Origin of the sequence: Serratia sp. CY38905 (assembly GCF_052168875.1) — a bacterium.
GTDB lineage: Bacteria > Pseudomonadota > Gammaproteobacteria > Enterobacterales > Enterobacteriaceae > Serratia > Serratia sarumanii.
Genome location: NZ_JBJNLV010000001.1, coordinates 239,851 through 259,064, shown reverse-complemented (window position 1 = coordinate 259,064; position 19,214 = coordinate 239,851). Strand labels below are relative to the sequence as shown.

The window sequence follows — 19,214 nt, the reverse complement described above, 5'->3', positions numbered from 1 at the left end:
TCTCTGCTGGGAGCTTAGTTAAGTGCGGAGGCGATAGGGTTCATGGCGACGGTTTTCGCGTCGACCGGCATGCCCGGCATAAACACTTTCTGCATGCCGTCGACGATCACCCGATCGCCGTTTGCCAACCCTTTCTGCACGATGCGCAATCCTTCGGCCATGCGGCCCACGTCGATGTCGCGGCGCTGCGCCTTGCCGTCTTTATCGACGATGTAAACGAACTTGCGGTTCTGGTCGGTCATCACCGCTTTATCGTCGATCAGCATGGCGTTGAACTCGGCGCTGCCGGGCATCTGTACCCGGGCGAACAGCCCCGGCGTGAAGCGGCGCTCGCGGTTATCGAGCAGGGCGCGCATGCGGATGGTGCCGGTCCCGGCGTTCAGCTGGTTATCGGTGAAATCCACCAGCCCCTGATGCGGGGTGCCGTCTTCGCCTACCAGGCCGACTTTCACCGGCAGGCGCGCGTCGTGGCGGCCCTGCTGCTGATAGCGCAGGAAGGTGGCTTCATCCACATCGAAATAGACGTAGACCTTGTCGAGCGACACCAGCGTCGTCAGCACGCTGGCGCTGTCGCCGGCGGTGACCAGGTTGCCGGCGGTGATCATCGCGCGGCTGGCGCGCCCGTCAATCGGCGCGGTAACGCGGGTAAAGTCGAGGTTCAGCTGCGCCATATCGAGCTGGGCCTGCGCTGCCAGCACGTTGCTTTGCGCCTGCGCGGCGGACGACCGGCGCTGTTCCCAGACTTCCTGAGAGATGGCCTGAGTGCCGATCAGTTTCTCGGTGCGCGAGGATTCGCTGCGCGCCAGGGCGGCCTGGTTGCGAGCCCGCACCAGCTCGGCCTGCGCCTGTTCGCGTGCGGCGCGGTAGGTGCGATCGTCGATGGTGAACAGCACCTGGCCTTTTTTCACCTCGTCGCCTTCGGTGTAGTTGACCCGTTCGATGTAGCCGGAGACCCGTGGGCGCAGCTGCACGCTCTGCACCGCTTCGACCCGGCCGTTGAAGGCATCCCACTGGCTGATCGGTTTGACCACCACGCTGGCGGCGCTGACCACCGGCGGCGGTGGCGGGGCGTTGTGCGCGACGCTGTTGTCGCACCCGGCGAGCAGGGCGGCCAGCAGCGCCACCCCGGAGAGCCGCTGGCCCAGAGCGACGGCGCGCGAGCGGCCGCCGGCGTTGAACGATGAGTTTGGTTGATTTGCCATTATTTTTATTCCGATAAGTAAGCGCGGTCAGGCCCCATACCCGGCCCTGTTCTCCGGGATTCGCCCCGCGCCGGCGTGCGGTGAGGGGGCGGCTGCGCCATGCAGCGGCGCAACGTTAGGTTTTGAAACACATTGGTGTCACATTAATGTATCAATATCGGTTACATTAATTGGGTGGAGTATAGTGGCGGCTTTCCGGTAAATGCAATAATAAAAATTGCATTTAAAGCGAAACTGTTGCAACGTATGTGCATCGGGCAGAGGGGAACCCTGCCAAATGATGGGAGCATCAGCATGAACACTACGGGCTTTATTACCGATTTGAAGGCGTGGATCGACAACAATCTGGAAGAGAAACTGGATATCAACACCGTGGCGGATCGAGCGGGCTATTCCAAATGGCACCTGCAGCGCATGTTCAAACGCCAGACCGGCTACGCGCTGGGGGAGTATATCCGCATGCAAAAACTGAAAGTGTCGGCGGAGCGCCTGGCCAACAGCGGCGAGCCTATCGTCAGCGTGGCGATTTCGCTCGGCTTCGACTCACAGCAGTCGTTCAACCGCAGCTTCAAACGCCAGTTCGGCCAAACGCCGGGCGACTGGCGCCGCGCGTTGGCGCAGCCGGCGTCTATGGGGCGCACGCACCACTGAGCGGTTGGCGAGTGGGGATAAAAAAGCCTGAATTTGCGTTCGGGCTTTTTTGTCTATGTGGAAGGAGGGATAGATTCGCTGCGCTCACCCTGCGGGCCGCCGTTGGCGGTCCAAAACGCAGGCGTTTTGTCGAACCCAGTCGAGGGTTCTCACCCTCCCGGTCGGTGCGCTATGCATACAAAAAAGCCTGAACGTGAGTTCAGGCTTCTTCGTAGAATATGGCGGTGAGGGAGGGATTCGAACCCTCGATACACTTTCGCGTATACACACTTTCCAGGCGTGCTCCTTCAGCCACTCGGACACCTCACCATATTTTTTTGTTGCGAAATCATCGCTGCAACGGGGCGCTACTATAGGGAGTGGGGCCGATCCGGTCAAGAATAATTTCAGTGTTTTTGTTCGTCCGCTCAAGCCGTGCGCACTTTGCTGAAAACTGCGGCGAACGGCAGGGCAGATGTCATGAATAGGCGAGAAAATCAGCGGTAAGGTTCGTGGATAACCGGCGGAAATGAGAATCGCGGTCACAGAGCGGGGGGAGATGCGCTGCGCGCACCCCTCTCGGCGGTGCGCCATGCAAATAAAAAAGCCTGGACGCGAATCCAGGCTTTCTCTTTGAATTTGGCGGTGAGAGAGGGGTTCGAACCCTCGATACACTTTCGCGTATACACACTTTCCAGGCGTGCTCCTTCAGCCACTCAGACACCTCACCGTTTTATTGTCGAAAACGCTTTGCGCTGTCGACGGGCGCTAATGTAGGAGAATCTGATCTCAGCGTCAACCCTCTTATTTCATTCTCATGACTGTTTAGCCAAACTTGCAGCAATTTGCTGATTTACCGAACGATATTCCCACTCGCGGCCGCCAGCGGGCAGGGCTGGCAGCGGTAAGAATCCATGAAAGACGATCGCTTGACCTTTTTCTGTGCAGATAGCTCAATATATCGCCATTGAGGTTGGGTTGTTTGCTGTTATATGCATTAATACTGGATTATTAGTCAGATGTGTCGCTAAATGGAATCATGTCGGCGCGGCGTTTTTGGCAAGGAACATCACGTCGCCGCGCAGATTGCCGGGTGACAGGCCGGCGATATCGCAGACAGGGACAGACTCATTACATAATAATGCAGTAGAGGTTCGTTGTGACTCCTTCAGATGCCATACCGGCGCCGCAAGCGCGCCATGCCATTCCCCCCGGTGCGGGGGCGCTGTTCTTCATCCAAATCTTCGCCACGCTAGGCTTCGCCGTGCTCTACTCCACGCTGGTGCTGTACGCCACCAAGCGATTGGGTTTCAACGAAAGCAGCGCCAACGCCATGATGGGCGTGTTCGGCGCCTTCAACTATGGCCTGCACATGTTCGGCGGTTACCTCGGCGGCCGATTCCTCAGTAACCGCAATCTGTTCGTGCTCGGCATGGTGCTGCAGGTGATCGGCTGCGCGCTGATTGCCGTCGCGGGCGTGTGGGGGCTGTACTGGGGGCTGGCGATGTTCCTGACCGGCAGCGGCCTCAACGTTACCTGCATCAATATGATGCTCACCCAGCGTTTCAAGCCGGACGATGATCGGCGCGAATCGGCGTTCCTGTGGAACTACGCCGGTATGAACCTCGGGTTCTTCGTCGGCTTTACCGTCGCCGGGTATTTCCAACTGACGGAAAACTACCGCGCGCTGTTCCTGTTCGCCACGCTGGGCAACGCGGCGGCGATCGTTGTCGCCGTCTGCCGCTGGCGCATTCTGGCGGATCTCAATACGCCGCTGCGCGACGCCAGCCGCAGCCAATACCGTTGGCGCATGCTGGTCGGGCTGGCGGTACTGGTGGCGCTGGTGCCGATCATCCGCGTGATGCTGACCCACGCCGAGTTCAGCGGCCACTTCGTGATCGTGCTCGGCGCGCTGATCTTCCTGATGCTGTGCGTGGTGACGCTGCGCCACCATCCGCGCGATGAGCGCCGCAGAATGGCGGCCTATCTGATTCTGGCGCTGGGCTCGCTGGTGTTTTGGGCGCTGTATCAGCTGGCGCCGATGGGGCTGATGCTGTTCTCCGAGCACAATATCAACCTGAACGTTTACGGCATTCAGGTGGCGCCGCAGTGGATCCAGAACATCAACACGCTGGTGATCGTGGTGGGCGGCCCGCTGCTGGCCTGGTGGTTCAACCGCTTGCGCGCTCGCGGTTGCAACATCGACATTCCGCTGCAGTTCTCCGGATCGCTGTTCTGTATCGGGCTCGGCATGCTGGTGCTGCCGCTGGGCATCAGCATGGCGGGCGGCGATGGGCTGGTGGCGTTTAAATGGATCGTCATCAGCTATGTGCTGCAAAGCGTCGGTGAATTGATGATCTCGCCGATCGGTTACGCCATGATCGGCAAGTTGGCGCCGCCGCGCTATCAGGGCGTGATGATGGGCTGCTGGATGATGGTGACCGGCGTCGCCTCGGTGCTGGCGGGCTACGTCTCCGGCCTGATGCCGGAAAACAGCGGCAGCACGCCGCTGCAGACCAACCCCGGCTACAGCGAAATCTTCAGCGCGCTGGGTTGGGGGGCGACGGGCGTCGGCGTCGCGATGCTGATTCTCATTCCGCTGCTGCGGCGCCTTATCCGGCGCGACGGCCCGTCTGCCGCCTGATTGGCTAACATGCACAACAGCCCCACTGGTCGGGGCTGTTTTTATTTTGGGCTTTAACGCTTGCATCCGGCGGCGAATCACGGAAGGCTGGAGGTAAACCAATAAAAACAAACGGGAGCCCGCAGTATGAACATCATTTATTACCACCCCTTGTTTAACGCCCAGGAATGGCTGGCCGGCATCAAGCAACGCCTGCCGCAGGCCGAGATCCGCGAATGGCAGCGCGGCGACGAGCGGCCGGCCGATTACGCGCTGGTGTGGCGCCCGCCGCACGAGATGCTGGCCAACCGCCGCGATCTGAAAGCGGTGTTCGCCCTCGGCGCCGGCGTTGACGCGATCCTCGATCAGGAGCGCAAACACCCCGGCACGCTGCCTGCCGGCGTGCCGCTGCTGCGGCTGGAGGATACCGGCATGGCGCAGCAGATGCAGGAATACGCGCTGAGCTATGTGCTGCGCTATTTCCGCCGTTTCGACGAGTATCAGGCGCTGCAGCAGCGGCAGGAGTGGCAGCCGCTCGATCCGCACTCGCTGGATGATTTCACCATCGGCATCCTCGGCGCCGGCGTGCTGGGGCAGAGCGTGGCGCGCAAGCTGACCGAGTTTGGCTTCAGCGTACGCTGCTGGAGCCGCAGCGCCAAGCAGATCGATGGCGTGCAAAGCTTCGCCGGGGAGGCGCAGCGCGCTGCCTTCCTCGACGGCGTCAAATTGCTGATCAACCTGCTGCCCAATACGCCGGAGACCGTCGGCATCCTCAACCGCGAGCTGTTCGCGCAGCTGAGTTCGGGCGCCTATCTCATCAACATCGCGCGCGGCGCGCACCTGGTGGAAGCCGATCTGCTGGCGGCGCTGGAGCAGGGGCAGCTGGCCGCCGCCACGCTGGACGTGTTCGCCCGCGAGCCGCTGCCGCAGGATCACCCGTTCTGGCGTCATCCGCGTGTCACCATTACCCCGCATATTGCTGCCATCACGTTGCCGCAGCAGGCGATGGATCAGATCGCCGCCAACATCCGCGCGCTGGAGGCTGGGCATGCCCCGGCCGGCGTGGTCGACAGGCAACGGGGGTACTGATCCTTCTGCCGCCGTTCGGTAGCTGATAAGCTGTTATCGTCATCGCGCCTGCCCGTGCCTTTGCGGGCGGCCCTCTGGAAGGAGAAACAATGTACCCCGTTGATTTGCATATGCACACCGTCGCCAGCACCCACGCTTACAGCACGCTGCACGATTACATCGCCGAAGCCCAGCAGAAGGGCATCAAGCTGTTCGCCATCACAGATCACGGCCCGGACATGGCCGATGCGCCGCACTACTGGCACTTTATGAACATGCACGTGTGGCCGCGCCTGGTGAACGGCGTGGGCATCTTGCGCGGCATTGAAGCCAACATCAAAAACCTGCAGGGCGATATCGACTGCACCGGCCCGATGTTGACCGCCACCGACGTCATCATCGCCGGTTTCCATGAGCCGGTGTTTGCGCCGCAGGATAAAGCGTCCAATACTGAAGCGATGATCGCCGCGATGGCGCAGGGGGACGTGCATATCATCAGCCACCCCGGCAACCCGCGCTACCCGATCGACATTCCCGCCGTCGCGGCGGCGGCGGCCAAATACGAGGTGGCGCTGGAGCTGAATAACTCGTCGTTCACCCACTCCCGCAAGGGCAGCGAGGCCAACTGCCGGGCGATCGCCGCCGCGGTGCGCGATGCCGGCGGCTGGCTGGCGCTGGGCTCGGATTCACACGTCGCCTTTTCGCTGGGTAACTTTGAGCACTGCGAGCGCATTATCGAAGAGGTGGGCTTCCCGCAGGCGCGTATTCTCAACGTCAGCCCGCGCCGGTTGCTGGACTTTCTCGAGCGGCGCGGCAAGCCGGCGATTGCGGAATTGGCCGATTTGTGACATCGTCCCGGCAAAATTTTCCGTATTGTATAAGGCATTATCATGAATGAGTTTTCCATTGTCTGCCGCGTGCTGGGTACGCTGTTCTACCGTCAGCCGCAGGATCCGCTGTTGGTGCCGCTGTTCGCGCTGATCAAAGAGGGCAAGCTGCAGCAGCACTGGCCGCTGGAGCAGGATGATCTGTTGAAGCGCCTGCAGCAGGGCTGCGACGTCAACCAGCTGGCGACCGATTTCAACGCGATGTTCGTCGGCAGCGAGTGCAGCGTGTCGCCGTTCCGCTCCGACTACGTCGAAGGCGCCAGCGAAGCGGACGTGCGCACCTTCCTGCAGCAGCGCGGCATGCCGCTGGCGGAGGCGCCGGCCGATCATTTCGGCCAGCTGCTGCTGGCGGCGTCCTGGCTGGAAGATCAATCGCAGGAAGATGAAGCGCAGGCGCAGATCGCCCTGTTCGACGAGTTCCTGCTGCCGTGGTGCGGCCGCTTCCTCGGCAAAGTGGAAGCCCACGCCACCACCGGTTTTTACCGCACGCTGGCGCTGATGACCCGCGACGCCATCCAGGCGATGCGCGACGAGCTGGCGGAGTACGAGCAGGACGACGAAGCGGGCGACGAAGAAGCGTAACGCCGCAGCTTACCCAGGCGGGCCGCCCGGCCCGCTAAACACAGGTTTGCATCCCCCAGACGTAAATTGACAAAAGATCCCTTAATCTGGCGGTTTACCGACGGCTCGGCCGCGCCTGCGCGCCGCGCTTTTTCACGCAAGGGGCAGATGATGAAAAGTAACTGGATGCAGCAGATTCAAACGTTGATCGGGCAGAAGGCCGGCGCGATGGGCGGGGCGGAAGGCATCGGCAAGCTGCTGGCGCCCACGGCGCTGGGCGGCCTGGTCGGCGTGCTGTTGGCCAACAAGTCCTCGCGCAAGCTGGTGGGCAAGTTCGGCAAGAATGCGCTGATCATCGGCGGCAGCGCGGCGGTGGGCGCAGTGCTGTGGAACAAGTATAAGCAGCGGGTGAAAGAGACCCATCAGGACGAACCGCAGTTCGGCCTGCAAACCACGCCGGTGGATCTGCGCGCCAAACGCCTGGTGCAGGCGCTGGTGTTCGCCGCCAAGAGCGACGGCCATATCGATGCCGACGAGCAGCGCGCCATCGATCACAGCCTGGCGCAGCTGCAGGTGGGGGAAGAGGCGCAGGGCTGGGTGCAGGAAGCGATCGAGCAGCCGCTCAACCCGGAATTGATCGCCCGCAGCGTGCAAAACGAAGACGAGGCGCTGGAGGTTTACTATCTGAGCTGCCTGGTGATCGACGTCGATCACTTTATGGAGCGCGGCTACCTCGACGCGCTGGCGCAGGCGCTGAAGATCCCGGCGGACGTCAAGCAGGGCATCGAGAGCGACGTCAACGAGAAAAAGCGCGAGCTGGCGTAGCGCCGCTTGGCAAGCCGGGGGGAATCGTGTCACTCTTGCCGCAATCTATGTAAGCGGATGATTTAGCAATGATGACCCCACCGAAAGCGGAAAAACGCCCTTATCCCATCACCATCCACGGCGACACGCGCGTGGATGACTACTACTGGCTGCGCGACGACGAGCGCGCAGACCGCCAGGTGCTGGACTACCTGCAGGCGGAGAACGCCTACACCGATGCGATGCTGAAGCCGCAGCAGGCGCTGCGCGAAACCCTGTACGAAGAGATGGTGGCGCGCATTCCGCAGCAGGAACATTCGGTGCCTTACGTGCGCCACGGCTATCGCTATCAGACGCGCTATGAGCCGGGCAATGAATACGCGATTTCCGTGCGCCAACCGCAGGCCGAGAGCGAGCGCTGGGAGGTGCTTATCGACGGCAACCAGCGCGCCGAGAATCACGAGTTTTACACCCTGGGCGGGCTGGACGTCAGCCCCGACAACCAGCGGCTGGGGGTGGCGGAGGATTTCCTGTCGCGCCGCCAGTATGATATTCGCTTCAAGAACCTGGCCGACGGCAGTTGGGCGGACGAAGTGCTGGAGAACACTTCCGGCAGCTTCGAATGGGCCAACGACTCCTCGACGGTGTACTACGTGCGCAAGCACGCCAAGACGCTGTTGCCGTATCAGGTTTATCGCCACGTGGTGGGCAGCGATCCGCAGCAGGACGAGCTGATTTACGAAGAGCTGGACGATACCTTCTACGTCGGGCTGGAGAAGACCACCTCCGAGTGCTTTATCCTGATCCACCTGAGTAGCACCACCACCTCGGAGATCCTGCTGCTGGACGCCGACCGTGCGGACGCCAAGCCGCAGCTGTTCGTGCCGCGCCGCAAGGATCACGAATACGCCATCGATCACTATCACCAGCATTTCTACATCCGCTCCAACAAGGATGGCAAGAACTTCGGCCTGTACCAAAGCGAACAGGCGGACGAAGCGCAGTGGCAGACGCTGATCGCCCCGCGCGCCGACGTGATGCTGGAGGGCTTCAGCCTGTTCCGCGACTGGCTGGTGGTGGAGGAGCGCAGCGCCGGCCTGACGCTGCTGCGCCAGATCCACTGGCAGACTGGCGAAGAGAAGCGCATCGCCTTCGACGATCCGACTTACACCACCTGGCTGGCGTACAACCCGGATCCGGAAACCGCGCTGCTGCGTTACGGATATTCGTCGATGACCACCCCGACCACGCTGTACGAGCTGAATATGGACAGCGGCGAGCGGACGATGCTCAAACAGCAGGAAGTGAAGAACTTCACGCCGGAAAACTACCGCAGCGAGCGAGTATGGGTGAAGGCGCGCGACGGCGTCGAGGTGCCGGTATCGCTGGTGTATCGCCAGGACAGCTTCCAGCGCGGCGCCAACCCGTTGATGGTGTACGGCTACGGTTCCTACGGCAGCAGCATGGATCCGGCGTTCAGCGCCAGCCGCCTGAGCCTGCTCGATCGTGGTTTCGTGTTCGCGCTGGCGCACATTCGCGGCGGCGGCGAGCTGGGGCAGCTGTGGTATGAAGACGGCAAGCTGTTCAACAAGCAGAACACCTTCAACGATTTTATCGACGTGACCGAAACGCTGATCGCCCAGGGTTACGGCGACGGCAAGCGGGTGTTCGCCATGGGCGGCAGCGCCGGCGGCCTGCTGATGGGCGCGGTGATCAACCAGGCGCCTCAGCTGTTCCACGGCGTGGTGGCGCAGGTGCCGTTCGTCGACGTGGTGACCACCATGCTGGATGAGTCGATCCCGCTGACCACCGGCGAATACGACGAGTGGGGCAACCCGAACGAGCAGGCCTATTACGACTACATCAAGCAGTACAGCCCGTACGATCAGGTGAAGGCGCAGGCATACCCGCATCTGCTGGTGACCACCGGCCTGCACGATTCGCAGGTGCAGTATTGGGAGCCGGCCAAGTGGGTGGCCAAGCTGCGTGAGCTGAAAACCGACGATCGGCAGCTGCTGCTGTATACCGACATGGATGCCGGCCACGGCGGCAAGTCCGGGCGCTTCAAGGCCTATGAGGATATTGCGCTGGAGTACGCCTTCATTCTGGCGCTGGCGGAGTAACGACATTCGGCGGGCGGCCTGCGCCGCCCGCCATGTTAGCCAATCAGATAGTATTTCAGCGTGTGTTTCATGTCCGGGCTCAGATCGTCGATGGATTTCAGCATCCAGCGCAGATAGCCGGGATCTTCCTGGGCGATGCGATCGATCTCCTGCCCGCGATACTTGCCGAATTTGAACTTCTTCAGCAGCACCGGTTGTTCGGTGATCTGCACCATTTGCTCCGGCGTCCAGCCCGAATCCTTGATGATGCGTTGCAGCAGCGCGGCGGTGACGTAGCAGTCGTACAGCGCGCGGTGCGGGTACAGCGTGGCGTCTGCCGGCAGCTGCACGTCCAGGTTCAGCGCGTAGCGCAGATATTGGTTGCCGTACTTGATGTCCGGATACAGCGTGCGCGCCAGCTTGAGCGTGCAGATCCAGGCGCCGTTCATCTCCGGCAGCACGCCGCGATCGAAAGCGGCGTTGTGCGCCACATAGTAGGGGCTGCCCTGATAGCGGCCGATCGCCACCGCAATGCGCGGTTTGCCTTCCACCATCTGTTCGGTGATGTGATGAATCGCCATCGCGTCGAGGCTGATGGGGCGATCCGGGCTGACCAGATCGCTCATCGGGTTGGTCAATTGGCCGTCGAGCAGATCGAGGGAGGCCACTTCCACCACGCCGCCGTCCAGCCCGCAGGTCTCGGTATCTATTACGCGTAACGTCATGCTTTCCTCCGCGTTGCCGTCAGGCTTCAGCTTAACCGCCGCAGGCGGCCGTGCCAACCGCGCCTTGCTGCTGGCAATAAAAAACCCGCCTTGGCGGGTTTAATGACGGATGGAAGGGCGCTTACTCACCAGACGGATGCGCTTTTTTGGCGCGTTTCTCCGCACGTTTCTCAGCTGGGGTTTTCAACGGCTTCTTCTTCGCATTCTTTTTGCTATCCATTCCCTTACTCATGATGGCCTCTCGTTACCTATGATTGGGTGGCTTGCTCAGCCATTAACCGCCTAAAGTCGGCAGGATGCAAGCGACAAAGTGCGAATTGTGTTTAACCGGCTGTTTGTGCGTGAAATTTTGTTTTTGGATGACCGGGTGCTAAAAATAAATATTATGTTATAATGTTACACTTTTGGTGTTGGGAGAGCGCAATGACAGTCATGACGTTACCGGATGCGCAGCAACTGCTGGCCATGCCGGATTCTGATTATATGAACTCGGTTCAACGGGCGTTTTTCCGCCAGCTGCTGCAAGATGAGCGGCAAAAGCTGCTGCTGCACATCGATGAGCTGAAAAAAGAGATCGACGGCGGTGAAGCGACGGGCGATGAAGCCGACAAGGCGGCGCGCGAAGAGGATCTGCGCCTGCTGTTCCGCCAGTTGGATCGCGAAAGCCGCCTGCTGCCGAAAATCGATGCGGCGCTGGCAAGGTTGCAGAACGGCGAGTACGGCTACTGCCGGGAAACCGGCGAACCTATCGGGCTGGCGCGCCTGCTGCTGCGCCCGACGGCGGAACTGAGCATCGAGGCGAAAACCGCGCAGGAGATGCGCGAGCCGCATATGCGCAAAGGTGGCTAACTGAGTTCCCGGGGGGCGAATGCGCCCCTCAACCGATAGGGCCTGTGGGCATTTTGCCGGCAGGTCGTTGCGATTTTGAGCAAACGCGCGCCGAGTTCTCGGCGCGCGTTCTAGTTTTCGGGTTTTACCGTTGACCTGCCGGGCGGCTTCCGCTTTGATGAAAGCATGACTCACAGAGAGACGGAAAGCGCCATGGAACAATTACGAGGTTTGTACCCGCCGTTAGCGGCATACGACAGCGGTTGGCTGGACACTGGGGATGGCCACCGGATCTACTGGGAGCTGAGCGGCAACCCGAACGGTAAGCCGGCGGTCTTCATTCACGGCGGGCCGGGCGGCGGCATTTCTCCGCATCATCGCCAGTTGTTCGATCCCGAACGCTACAAGGTGCTGCTGTTCGATCAGCGCGGCTGTGGCCGCTCCCGTCCGCACGCCAGCCTGGACAACAACACCACCTGGCATTTGGTGGCCGATATCGAGCGGCTGCGCGAAATGGCCGGCGTCGATCAATGGCTGGTGTTTGGCGGTTCCTGGGGGTCGACGCTGGCTCTCGCCTATGCGCAGACCCACCCGGAGCGCGTCAGTGAAATGGTGCTGCGCGGCATCTTCACCCTGCGCAAGCAGGAGCTGCATTGGTATTACCAGGACGGCGCGTCACGCTTCTTCCCGGACAAATGGGAGCGCGTGCTGTCCATTCTGTCGGATGAAGAGCGTAAAGACGTGATCGCCGCCTACCGGCAGCGGCTGACCTCGGCCGATCCGCAGGTGCAACTCGAAGCGGCCAAGTTGTGGAGCGTGTGGGAAGGGGAGACGGTCACGCTGTTGCCGAGCCGCGAATCCGCTTCGTTCGGCGAGGATGATTTCGCGTTGGCGTTCGCCCGGATTGAAAACCACTATTTCACCCATCTGGGCTTCCTGGAGAGCGATGACCAGTTGCTGCGCAACGTGCCGCTGATCCGCCATATCCCGGCGGTGATCGTCCACGGCCGCTATGATATGGCCTGCCAGGTGCAGAACGCCTGGGATCTGGCCAAGGCCTGGCCGGAAGCGGAATTGCATATCGTGGAAGGGGCGGGGCATTCGTATGACGAGCCGGGCATCTTGCACCAGCTGATGATCGCCACCGACCGGTTCGCCGGCAAGTGACGCAAAAAACCCGCCGTAACGGCGGGTTTTGTTATTTGGCCTTCGGCTCGTACGGCAGGCGCGAAAACTTGTGGGATTCCGCGCGGTAGTGCGCCACACGCTCGCGAAAATAGTCGCGCAGCGGTTCCGGCTGCTCGCGCTCCACCACTTCCGGGATCACCGGCATGTTGTAGCGCTCTTTATACGCCACGCCTGAGGCGGCGAGATCCACGTTCACCCTGTCCATCTCTTCTTTGGACAGCTCGGCCAGATTATAACCCACGCTATGCTCCTTACTTACTTTGCCGCATTGAACCTGCGCAGAAGGTAATCCACCCGGCGACGCTTGGCAAGCCCGTAGCGCCGCCGCGGCGGACGATATTTTCCAAAGAGTAATGCAATCTATTTATTCTTTTAAATAAGAATGATTCGCTTTTTGATTAAAATAAAAGATGGGAATAATTATCATAATAATTAGCGTGAATCTCTATATGTTTATATGTGATTGATTTTAATAAAATAAACAATTAATATTGATCGGATGTGAATAAGGTGTTTTTATTTTTACGGCAGCAGGGCATAATGCGCGGAAATTAAATTCATGACCTGCAAAATAAAAGGAATCATTATGCTGACGCAAGAAATGACTCAAAAGCTGAATGAGCAACTGAATCTGGAGTTCTACTCCGCCAACCTGTACCTGCAAATGAGCGCATGGTGCAGCGATAAAGGCTTTGAAGGCGCCGCCGCATTTCTTAAAGAGCACTCTCAGGAAGAGATGCAGCATATGCAACGTCTGTTCGACTACCTGAGCGACACCGGCTCTTTGCCGCTGCTGGGCAGCATCGCCGCGCCGCCGGTGGCGTTCGAATCGCTGGCGGACGTGTTCCAGCAGACCTACGAACACGAACAGCTGATCACCCGTCAGATCAACGAACTGGCGCACGCCGCCATGACCGCACACGATTATTCCACCTTCAACTTCCTGCAGTGGTACGTGGCGGAGCAGCACGAAGAAGAGAAACTGTTCAAATCCGTGCTGGATAAGCTGGCGCTGGTGGGCACCAGCGGCAAAGGCCTGTTCTTCATCGACAAAGATCTGAAGAAAATGGGCGCGATGGGCCAGGGCGGCAACGGCCAGGCTTAATCTGCAACAAAACACCGAAAAACCGCGCGCGGGCGAGCCTGACGCGCGGTTTTTTTTACCCTGCGTTTATCGCGGTTATGCGGCGATACGTGCTGCCGGATCGCAAAATGCCAGCGATGCGCTCGACTTGCCGCAGCACGGTCGTTATGATTTACCGCGATACGCTACAGGGATGGTAGAGTCAAAACAGCGGGTTAGCCGATACAACCCGTTTTTCTGTTTACCCGTGGCGCAATCATTTGCGGTGGGTTGGGGCCGCTGATACATCGCCTTGGCTGTGGCCTTAACCCTTATGACCCTCTTTTACTGTTAAGGGATACCACTGTGATCGGTAAAATTCGTTCCTCTTGTCGCCTGCTTTCCACCGTTTTCGTCCTGTTCGTCGGCCTGTCTTCGCAGCAAGCGCTGGCGCACGCCCACCTGAAAGTGGAAACGCCGAAGGCCGACGCCAGCGTCAGCCCGGCGCCGAAGGCGCTGACCCTCAGCTTCTCCGAAGGCATCGAACCGAACTTCAGCGGCGTGAAAATCACCGGCCCGGACAACGCCGTGGTGAAAACCGGCAAACTGCAGCTCGATCCGAACAACAACACCCAGGTCAATGTGCCGATCGAAGGTGAGTTGAGCGCGGGCAAATACAACGTCAGCTGGCATGTGGTTTCGGTCGACGGGCATAAAACCAAAGGCCAGTACAGCTTCACCGTAAACTGATCGTGAGTCTGGCGACCCTGTTCGTTCTGTGTCGCTTGGTGCACTTTGCGGCGGTGATGCTGATGTTCGGCATCAGTCTGTTCACCGCCTTATTGTCACCGCAGCGCCTCTCCCCGATCCTCTCCCGCGATGTGCGCCCGCTGCTGCTTGCCAGCACCTGGATTGCCGGGCTTTCCGCCGTGGCGCTGCTGGCCATTCAGGCCGGGCAAATGGGCGACGGTTGGGAAGACGCCTGGCGGCTGGAGGTCTGGTGGGCGGTGCTCGGCACCACCTTCGGCGAAGTGTGGCGCTGGCATCTGGGCCTGTCGCTGCTGGCGATCCTGAGCCTGCTGCTGCCGGAACGGCCGCGTGCGCAGGCGTTGGCGCTGTGCTCGGTACTGCTGCTGGTGAGCCTGGCGTTTATCGGCCACGCGGCGATGCACGAAGGCGCGCTGGGCGCGCTGCACCGCGCCAACCATGCGGTACACCTGCTGGCCGCCGGCTACTGGTTCGGCAGCCTGGCGCCGCTGCTGGTTTGCCTGCGCTATCTGCAGCCGCCGCAGTGGCGCAGCGACGCCATCACCACGCTGATCCGTTTCTCGCGCTGGGGGCACCTGGCGGTGGCGGCGGTGATCGTCACCGGTATCGTCAACAGCCTGATCATTCTCGGCGGTTGGCCGCTCAACCTCGGTTCGCCTTATCAGCGCCTGCTGCTGATCAAAACCGCGCTGGTGGCGCTGATGGTGATGGTGGCGCTGGCCAATCGCTACGCCATCGTGCCGGCGATGAGCCGCGTGCCGGCGCTGGCGCAGCGCGGCGTGGTGCTGGCCTGCTGGCTCGAAGTCGGGCTGGGGGTGGCGGTGCTGCTGCTGGTCAGTTTATTTGCAACCTATGCGCCGGTTTGACATTTCGGCTTGCCGCAACCGGGCAAGCTGCGGGAAAATCGACGTGAATAGCAACCTTAAGGCCAACACATGAAATCGGTATTACTCGGCATTACGCTGCTGGCAACCGCGACCGGCGCGCTGGCGGCAGACAAACTGGTGAACATCACCAAACTGGAGTACGGCAAACAGTGGGCGTTCACCAAGGAAGAAGTGACGCTGCAGTGCCGCAGCGGCGGCGCGCTGTTCGTGCTGAATAACAGCACCCTGATGCAATACCCGCTCAACGACGCAGCGGAGCAGCAGGTGAAGAAGGGCCATCAGCGTGCGCAGCCGCTGGAGGTGCTCCTGCTGGACGACCCTGCCGAACCGGGGAAAAAAATGAGCCTGGCGCCGTTTATCGAACGCGCCGAGAAGCTGTGCGCTGACTAACCGCTTGTTTGCCAACGCCTTGCCCAACGTGCGCGGATTGATGCGCATTTGCCGCATAGTTATTTCGTCACGAAACTATCACGCGGCCGCCGGGCGGCTGGCAAAACTGGCGCGGTAGGCTACTCTTAAAGTGCACGGCTGAACAAGCCCTGCATTAAATGCCAACTTTTAGCGCACGGCTCTCTCCCAAGAGCCATTTCCCTAGACCGAATATAGGAATCGTATTCGGTCTTTTTTTGAGTTGTTGATTTTAAAGGGTTTATTTTCGTTTGTCCGAAAATGTCCGAAATATGTCCGAATTTTGATATTCGGTCTTTTACAGCATCACGTACTCCTTCCCCCTCGTTTTGAGATATTTCAGCGTCATCATTTCTGTTGTATGCCCCAGCAGCTTTTGAGCAAATGCCTTGTCGTTCTGCTTTTCGTACAGGCGGCCGGACAGGCTTCGGATCTCGTGGAACGTCGGCGGGCTTTCCTGAAATTCCAAACCTGATGCTTTCCGCGCGGCGACAAATTTTTTCGTTAACCCGTCGGGATGGATTGAACCATCTGGGCTATTTTTCCTGATGCCGGCGCTGATCATGAAGTCTGTTGTGTCAGGGAAGTAATGCTAATGGCTGAGGAGGGGTCGTATGACAGCAGCGCCGCGAACTAAGTCCTCGAAAAAACTCAAAACTGAGGCGTTAGGTGTGTTGTTGTCAGGTGGCGGCATAGAATACGTGACAGATCACGAGAGGGATACGATGAAGGGGGGGCCTACGGGCACTCCTATCGCAATGCGGCCAGTCGGTGACCGCCGGAACCTGAATCTCCACCGTAAGTTCTGGAAACTGTTCTCGTGCTGGGAGCCGGATTGGACGTTCGCTAGCGATCCGGGGAAGTGGATAGCGCATGAGGTGGCAAAAACGCTGGCGACACAAGCCGGTGACCCACTGCTTTATGGCAACATCACCAAGCTGATAGCCGACAGCGTGTTGCAGCGCGTGGCAGCGCAGCGTCAGCGTCGTTTCGACGCGGAAGCCGTTAAAACGACGGAGGCTTATCTCAATTACGTCATGGTAAAGGCCGGTTTCTATGATCTAGCCACTAATCCGGACGGTGGAACGCTGAAGCATCGCCTTCGTCAACATGAGCCAAGAGAAGTTCGACAAGGTTCATCGAGGTGTTGCTGGAGTAATCTGGAACGAGACGCTGTAGCAACACTTTGCCGATGAAAATGAGATGGAACAGATAGTTAACCAATTTATGCAGTTCTGATACTATAAATTAAATCCAAATGTTAATGTTGTGAAATGGAAGTGATTATTCATGATGTTGCAATCAGAAAATTAATGCGATTTTAAATATAGTTTCACGGAGGAGTAAGTGATGGTGACGTTTATTAACGATGAATATGCAAAGGAAGTTGAAAAGACCAATGCTCACATTGAAGCTAGGTACAGCGATTATAACATGGATGTATATAAAATAACGGAGAAAACAAGTGGCGATACTTTTATTAAAGCGATAATTTACTCTTCCTGGAAGGGTTTTTATTTTAGATTTACAAATGACAAATTCTCTTTAGACAATAATACAGTATTTAATAAGAAGCATCTTGGTGAACGTGTGCTTCTGAATTTGGAGGCGTTAACCAACTCAGAGTCCTTATTCCTTAACATTCTCCTAAGAATAATGGGGGAATATCATTTTTGGTTAAATAGTCCTGGTGACTATCCTGGATACCTAAATTCTAGAGTGCTAGAAAGACTAGATCGTGAAATTCCGGAAAGCAACTTTACTGGTGAGTTTTTATGGATTGAGAGAAGCATGCCTGCCTCAATTGCTCGTGACTTCATTCAATCAAGTGATTTTAAAGACGTTATGAAATTAAAAGAAGATATTGCTTCCGTGGAGTCAAAAGTTAAAGGAGTAGTAGAAACTGAAATATCAAGTTTAGATGAAAATTTAAAGGGGAAAAAAGAGGAAGTTGAGAAATTGCTGGGCAAGACTGAAGAGTCAATGGTTAGTCTTCAATCGTACAAAGAAAAATTAGACAACTATAAAGGGGAGTTTAATTTTGTATTGTTAAGTAAAGCATTTAGCAGAATGAAGAGAGATAAAGAAAATGAATTTAAAGCTGCTCGCCGATGGATGAATGCATATACTGCTGCTCTTATTTCCATTCCAATTTTGATTTTAATAGCGGTGTTTAGAAAGATGTTAAATGTTAACTTTGATATTGAAATTTTAATATATGCAATTCCTTTGTTGACATTGGAGGCTTTAATATTTTACTTCATGAGAATTTACTATGGAGAGGTAAGGTCGATTCGCGCACAGCTTTTGCAAATAGATCTAAGGTTAAGTTTGTGTGAATTTATTCATGATTTTATAGATAAGAAAAATGAATCAAAAGATCACGGAGACTCATGGGGGAATTTTGAAAACTTAATATTCAGCCCAATACAGATGTCTGCGGAAAATATACCTTCGGTATTGGATGGTGCTAATGCTGTCGCAGATGTATTAGGTAAGGTTATGCCAAAAAAATAGAATTGGTTATGAATGTGGTGAGAGTTAGATTATGGGAAAGTCGCTAGCATTCAGAGGCAAAACCCGGCGCGATTCGGCGCGGGGTCATCGCTGCACATTGCTAATCCCCGGCATTTGCAATGGGAACTCGGAAACAACGGTTCTTTGCCACTTCCCCAGCAGCACATACGGCATGGGGTAATTGGGCAGTCTTTGGTTGTTCCAGTTGTCATGAAGTGATTGATGGGCGGGCGCCTTACGATTGGTGGCAGGGTGAACAGCAGGAAACTTATCCTCATGTACTTCATCAAACGTTGAGAATATGGTTTGATATGGAGATCATTTATTTGAATAGGGATAGCCGGTAGTGAATATTGAAACAGTTTTAGTTAGCACGCTAATAAGCATTGTTATTGCATGGCTAACAATGAGACTTGCATTGTACAGATTTTATCAAGAGAAATGGTGGGATAAAAGAGCCACTGCATATCTTGAATTAATCGATGTATTATATGATTTTAAAGAGGATTATGGAGTTATGGAAACTCATGAACAAGCTAAGTGTGGCTATAATCTAGACGGAAAAAATCCGTTTCCTGAGGATATTCTTAGCCAAGATGATGAGGTTAAACTTTGGGAGAGAATGTTAATTACACATGATAAATTGAAGAAAATAAAAGGACTTGGGCCATTGGTTTTCACTGACGTAGCATTGGAAAAAGTCTCAAGATTTATAAAAAGAGATGATGAAGTAAGACGAATGGCTATAGGTGATGAGATTGATAACGTTGATGCGTATAGTGAAATGAAGGCAAGTGCTGATGATTTATATAATGAATTTAAAACCATTGCCATTGTTGAACTAAAGCTAAAATCTGCGTTTAAGAGTAAATTAGACCGATTGCCACAATGGATTTTTACTCAATATATCCGAGCTGAGCATGAATACCGCAAGAATCTTCAATAGTATTGAT

The 19,214-nt window shown here is 57.1% G+C and carries 20 protein-coding genes, 2 tRNA genes and 1 pseudogene; 17 read left to right on the top strand and 6 right to left on the bottom strand.

From position 1 onward, the window contains the following. Positions 1-14: 14 nt before the first annotated feature. Entirely contained in the window at positions 15-1,202 is a 1,188-nt protein-coding gene (gene sdeA / locus ACJ8MK_RS01405; RefSeq protein ID WP_079656424.1) for a multidrug efflux RND transporter periplasmic adaptor subunit SdeA, read from the bottom strand. Positions 1,203-1,496: 294 nt separating this feature from the next. Here sdeA and ACJ8MK_RS01400 point away from each other — a divergent pair, with 294 nt between their 5' ends. Beyond that, complete coding sequence (locus ACJ8MK_RS01400) at positions 1,497-1,853, top strand: helix-turn-helix domain-containing protein (protein ID WP_004928813.1); 357 nt, start codon at positions 1,497-1,499, stop codon at positions 1,851-1,853. A gap of 219 nt (positions 1,854-2,072) precedes the next feature. On the opposite strand, the gene ACJ8MK_RS01395 is transcribed toward ACJ8MK_RS01400, so the two are convergent. Next, positions 2,073-2,162: transfer RNA gene (locus tag ACJ8MK_RS01395), tRNA-Ser, on the bottom strand. 310 nt (positions 2,163-2,472) lie between these two features. Beyond that, positions 2,473-2,562, bottom strand: a tRNA-Ser gene (locus ACJ8MK_RS01390). Positions 2,563-3,009: 447 nt separating this feature from the next. Here ACJ8MK_RS01390 and ACJ8MK_RS01385 point away from each other — a divergent pair. From ACJ8MK_RS01385 to ACJ8MK_RS01360, 6 genes are all read left to right on the top strand, one after another. Further along, entirely contained in the window at positions 3,010-4,476 is a 1,467-nt protein-coding gene (locus ACJ8MK_RS01385; RefSeq protein WP_039567114.1) for a peptide MFS transporter, read from the top strand. 126 nt (positions 4,477-4,602) lie between these two features. Further along, on the top strand, positions 4,603-5,544 hold the full coding sequence (gene ghrA / locus ACJ8MK_RS01380) for a glyoxylate/hydroxypyruvate reductase GhrA (protein ID WP_033646429.1): 942 nt from the start codon (positions 4,603-4,605) through the stop codon (positions 5,542-5,544). Positions 5,545-5,633: 89 nt separating this feature from the next. Next, positions 5,634-6,371, top strand: coding sequence for a phosphatase (locus tag ACJ8MK_RS01375; RefSeq protein WP_033638063.1), 738 nt, complete (start codon positions 5,634-5,636; stop codon positions 6,369-6,371). A 42-nt stretch (positions 6,372-6,413) separates the two neighbouring features. Next, on the top strand, positions 6,414-6,992 hold the full coding sequence (locus ACJ8MK_RS01370; protein ID WP_033646428.1) for a TorD/DmsD family molecular chaperone: 579 nt from the start codon (positions 6,414-6,416) through the stop codon (positions 6,990-6,992). Between the two features lie 150 nt (positions 6,993-7,142). After that, on the top strand, positions 7,143-7,796 hold the full coding sequence (locus tag ACJ8MK_RS01365; RefSeq protein WP_033638740.1) for a tellurite resistance TerB family protein: 654 nt from the start codon (positions 7,143-7,145) through the stop codon (positions 7,794-7,796). 68 nt (positions 7,797-7,864) lie between these two features. Next, positions 7,865-9,898 carry a S9 family peptidase gene (locus ACJ8MK_RS01360; RefSeq protein ID WP_103829400.1) on the top strand — a complete coding sequence of 678 codons (2,034 nt, stop codon included), beginning with the start codon at positions 7,865-7,867 and terminating at the stop codon, positions 9,896-9,898. Between the two features lie 35 nt (positions 9,899-9,933). Here ACJ8MK_RS01360 and exoX read toward each other — a convergent pair whose 3' ends face one another. Beyond that, positions 9,934-10,602 carry an exodeoxyribonuclease X gene (gene exoX, locus ACJ8MK_RS01355; RefSeq protein ID WP_004928833.1) on the bottom strand — a complete coding sequence of 223 codons (669 nt, stop codon included), beginning with the start codon at positions 10,600-10,602 and terminating at the stop codon, positions 9,934-9,936. A gap of 423 nt (positions 10,603-11,025) precedes the next feature. Here exoX and dksA point away from each other — a divergent pair, with 423 nt between their 5' ends. Together dksA and pip are read left to right on the top strand one after the other, a co-directional pair. Continuing rightward, positions 11,026-11,451: an RNA polymerase-binding protein DksA gene (gene dksA / locus ACJ8MK_RS01350; RefSeq protein WP_033653830.1), complete on the top strand. Its 426-nt coding sequence runs from the start codon at positions 11,026-11,028 to the stop codon at positions 11,449-11,451. Between the two features lie 192 nt (positions 11,452-11,643). Continuing rightward, complete coding sequence (gene pip / locus ACJ8MK_RS01345; protein WP_033646426.1) at positions 11,644-12,597, top strand: prolyl aminopeptidase; 954 nt, start codon at positions 11,644-11,646, stop codon at positions 12,595-12,597. Positions 12,598-12,628: 31 nt separating this feature from the next. Here the strand turns inward: pip and ACJ8MK_RS01340 are convergent, their stop codons facing one another. Beyond that, a complete protein-coding gene (locus ACJ8MK_RS01340) occupies positions 12,629-12,859 on the bottom strand; it encodes a DNA polymerase III subunit theta (protein ID WP_033642715.1) in 231 nt (76 codons plus the stop codon). Between the two features lie 345 nt (positions 12,860-13,204). Between ACJ8MK_RS01340 and ftnA the strand changes: the two genes are divergently transcribed. The 4 genes from ftnA to ACJ8MK_RS01320 all read left to right on the top strand — a co-directional run bounded on the left by ftnA (position 13,205) and on the right by ACJ8MK_RS01320 (position 15,726). Then, entirely contained in the window at positions 13,205-13,723 is a 519-nt protein-coding gene (gene ftnA / locus ACJ8MK_RS01335) for a non-heme ferritin (RefSeq protein WP_025302449.1), read from the top strand. Positions 13,724-14,047: 324 nt separating this feature from the next. Then, entirely contained in the window at positions 14,048-14,431 is a 384-nt protein-coding gene (yobA, locus tag ACJ8MK_RS01330; RefSeq protein ID WP_004940886.1) for a CopC domain-containing protein YobA, read from the top strand. A 2-nt stretch (positions 14,432-14,433) separates the two neighbouring features. Next, entirely contained in the window at positions 14,434-15,315 is an 882-nt protein-coding gene (gene copD, locus ACJ8MK_RS01325; RefSeq protein ID WP_060438795.1) for a copper homeostasis membrane protein CopD, read from the top strand. Positions 15,316-15,384: 69 nt separating this feature from the next. Beyond that, complete coding sequence (locus tag ACJ8MK_RS01320; protein WP_025302452.1) at positions 15,385-15,726, top strand: YebY family protein; 342 nt, start codon at positions 15,385-15,387, stop codon at positions 15,724-15,726. A 316-nt stretch (positions 15,727-16,042) separates the two neighbouring features. Here the strand turns inward: ACJ8MK_RS01320 and ACJ8MK_RS01315 are convergent. Further along, positions 16,043-16,315, bottom strand: a pseudogene (locus ACJ8MK_RS01315) (tyrosine-type recombinase/integrase); the annotation flags it as partial. 43 nt (positions 16,316-16,358) lie between these two features. On the opposite strand from ACJ8MK_RS01315, the gene ACJ8MK_RS01310 reads away from it, so the two are divergent. The 4 genes from ACJ8MK_RS01310 (at position 16,359) to ACJ8MK_RS01295 (ending at position 19,207) form a co-directional block, all read left to right on the top strand. Continuing rightward, entirely contained in the window at positions 16,359-16,940 is a 582-nt protein-coding gene (locus tag ACJ8MK_RS01310) for a DUF1367 family protein (protein WP_243403423.1), read from the top strand. 154 nt (positions 16,941-17,094) lie between these two features. Continuing rightward, entirely contained in the window at positions 17,095-18,261 is a 1,167-nt protein-coding gene (locus tag ACJ8MK_RS01305) for a hypothetical protein (protein ID WP_442517446.1), read from the top strand. Positions 18,262-18,292: 31 nt separating this feature from the next. Beyond that, positions 18,293-18,442: a nuclease domain-containing protein gene (locus ACJ8MK_RS01300; RefSeq protein WP_243403424.1), complete on the top strand. Its 150-nt coding sequence runs from the start codon at positions 18,293-18,295 to the stop codon at positions 18,440-18,442. Positions 18,443-18,607: 165 nt separating this feature from the next. After that, positions 18,608-19,207 (top strand): hypothetical protein, encoded by a 600-nt coding sequence (locus tag ACJ8MK_RS01295; protein ID WP_133160382.1) that lies wholly within the window; start codon positions 18,608-18,610, stop codon positions 19,205-19,207. The last annotated feature ends 7 nt before the right edge of the window (positions 19,208-19,214 follow it).

Excerpts from the sequence above, each read along its gene's own strand:
- sdeA (WP_079656424.1), bottom strand. The coding sequence starts at position 1,202 with ATGGCAAATCAACCAAACTCATCGTTCAACGCCGGCGGCCGCTCGCGC.
- ACJ8MK_RS01400 (WP_004928813.1), top strand. The coding sequence starts at position 1,497 with ATGAACACTACGGGCTTTATTACCGATTTGAAGGCGTGGATCGACAAC.
- ghrA (WP_033646429.1), top strand. The coding sequence starts at position 4,603 with ATGAACATCATTTATTACCACCCCTTGTTTAACGCCCAGGAATGGCTG.
- ACJ8MK_RS01375 (WP_033638063.1), top strand. The coding sequence starts at position 5,634 with ATGTACCCCGTTGATTTGCATATGCACACCGTCGCCAGCACCCACGCT.
- ACJ8MK_RS01370 (WP_033646428.1), top strand. The coding sequence starts at position 6,414 with ATGAATGAGTTTTCCATTGTCTGCCGCGTGCTGGGTACGCTGTTCTAC.
- ACJ8MK_RS01365 (WP_033638740.1), top strand. The coding sequence starts at position 7,143 with ATGAAAAGTAACTGGATGCAGCAGATTCAAACGTTGATCGGGCAGAAG.
- ACJ8MK_RS01360 (WP_103829400.1), top strand. The coding sequence starts at position 7,865 with ATGATGACCCCACCGAAAGCGGAAAAACGCCCTTATCCCATCACCATC.
- exoX (WP_004928833.1), bottom strand. The coding sequence starts at position 10,602 with ATGACGTTACGCGTAATAGATACCGAGACCTGCGGGCTGGACGGCGGC.
- dksA (WP_033653830.1), top strand. The coding sequence starts at position 11,026 with ATGACAGTCATGACGTTACCGGATGCGCAGCAACTGCTGGCCATGCCG.
- pip (WP_033646426.1), top strand. The coding sequence starts at position 11,644 with ATGGAACAATTACGAGGTTTGTACCCGCCGTTAGCGGCATACGACAGC.
- ftnA (WP_025302449.1), top strand. The coding sequence starts at position 13,205 with ATGCTGACGCAAGAAATGACTCAAAAGCTGAATGAGCAACTGAATCTG.
- ACJ8MK_RS01320 (WP_025302452.1), top strand. The coding sequence starts at position 15,385 with ATGAAATCGGTATTACTCGGCATTACGCTGCTGGCAACCGCGACCGGC.
- ACJ8MK_RS01310 (WP_243403423.1), top strand. The coding sequence starts at position 16,359 with ATGACAGCAGCGCCGCGAACTAAGTCCTCGAAAAAACTCAAAACTGAG.
- ACJ8MK_RS01305 (WP_442517446.1), top strand. The coding sequence starts at position 17,095 with ATGGTGACGTTTATTAACGATGAATATGCAAAGGAAGTTGAAAAGACC.
- ACJ8MK_RS01300 (WP_243403424.1), top strand. The coding sequence starts at position 18,293 with ATGGGAAAGTCGCTAGCATTCAGAGGCAAAACCCGGCGCGATTCGGCG.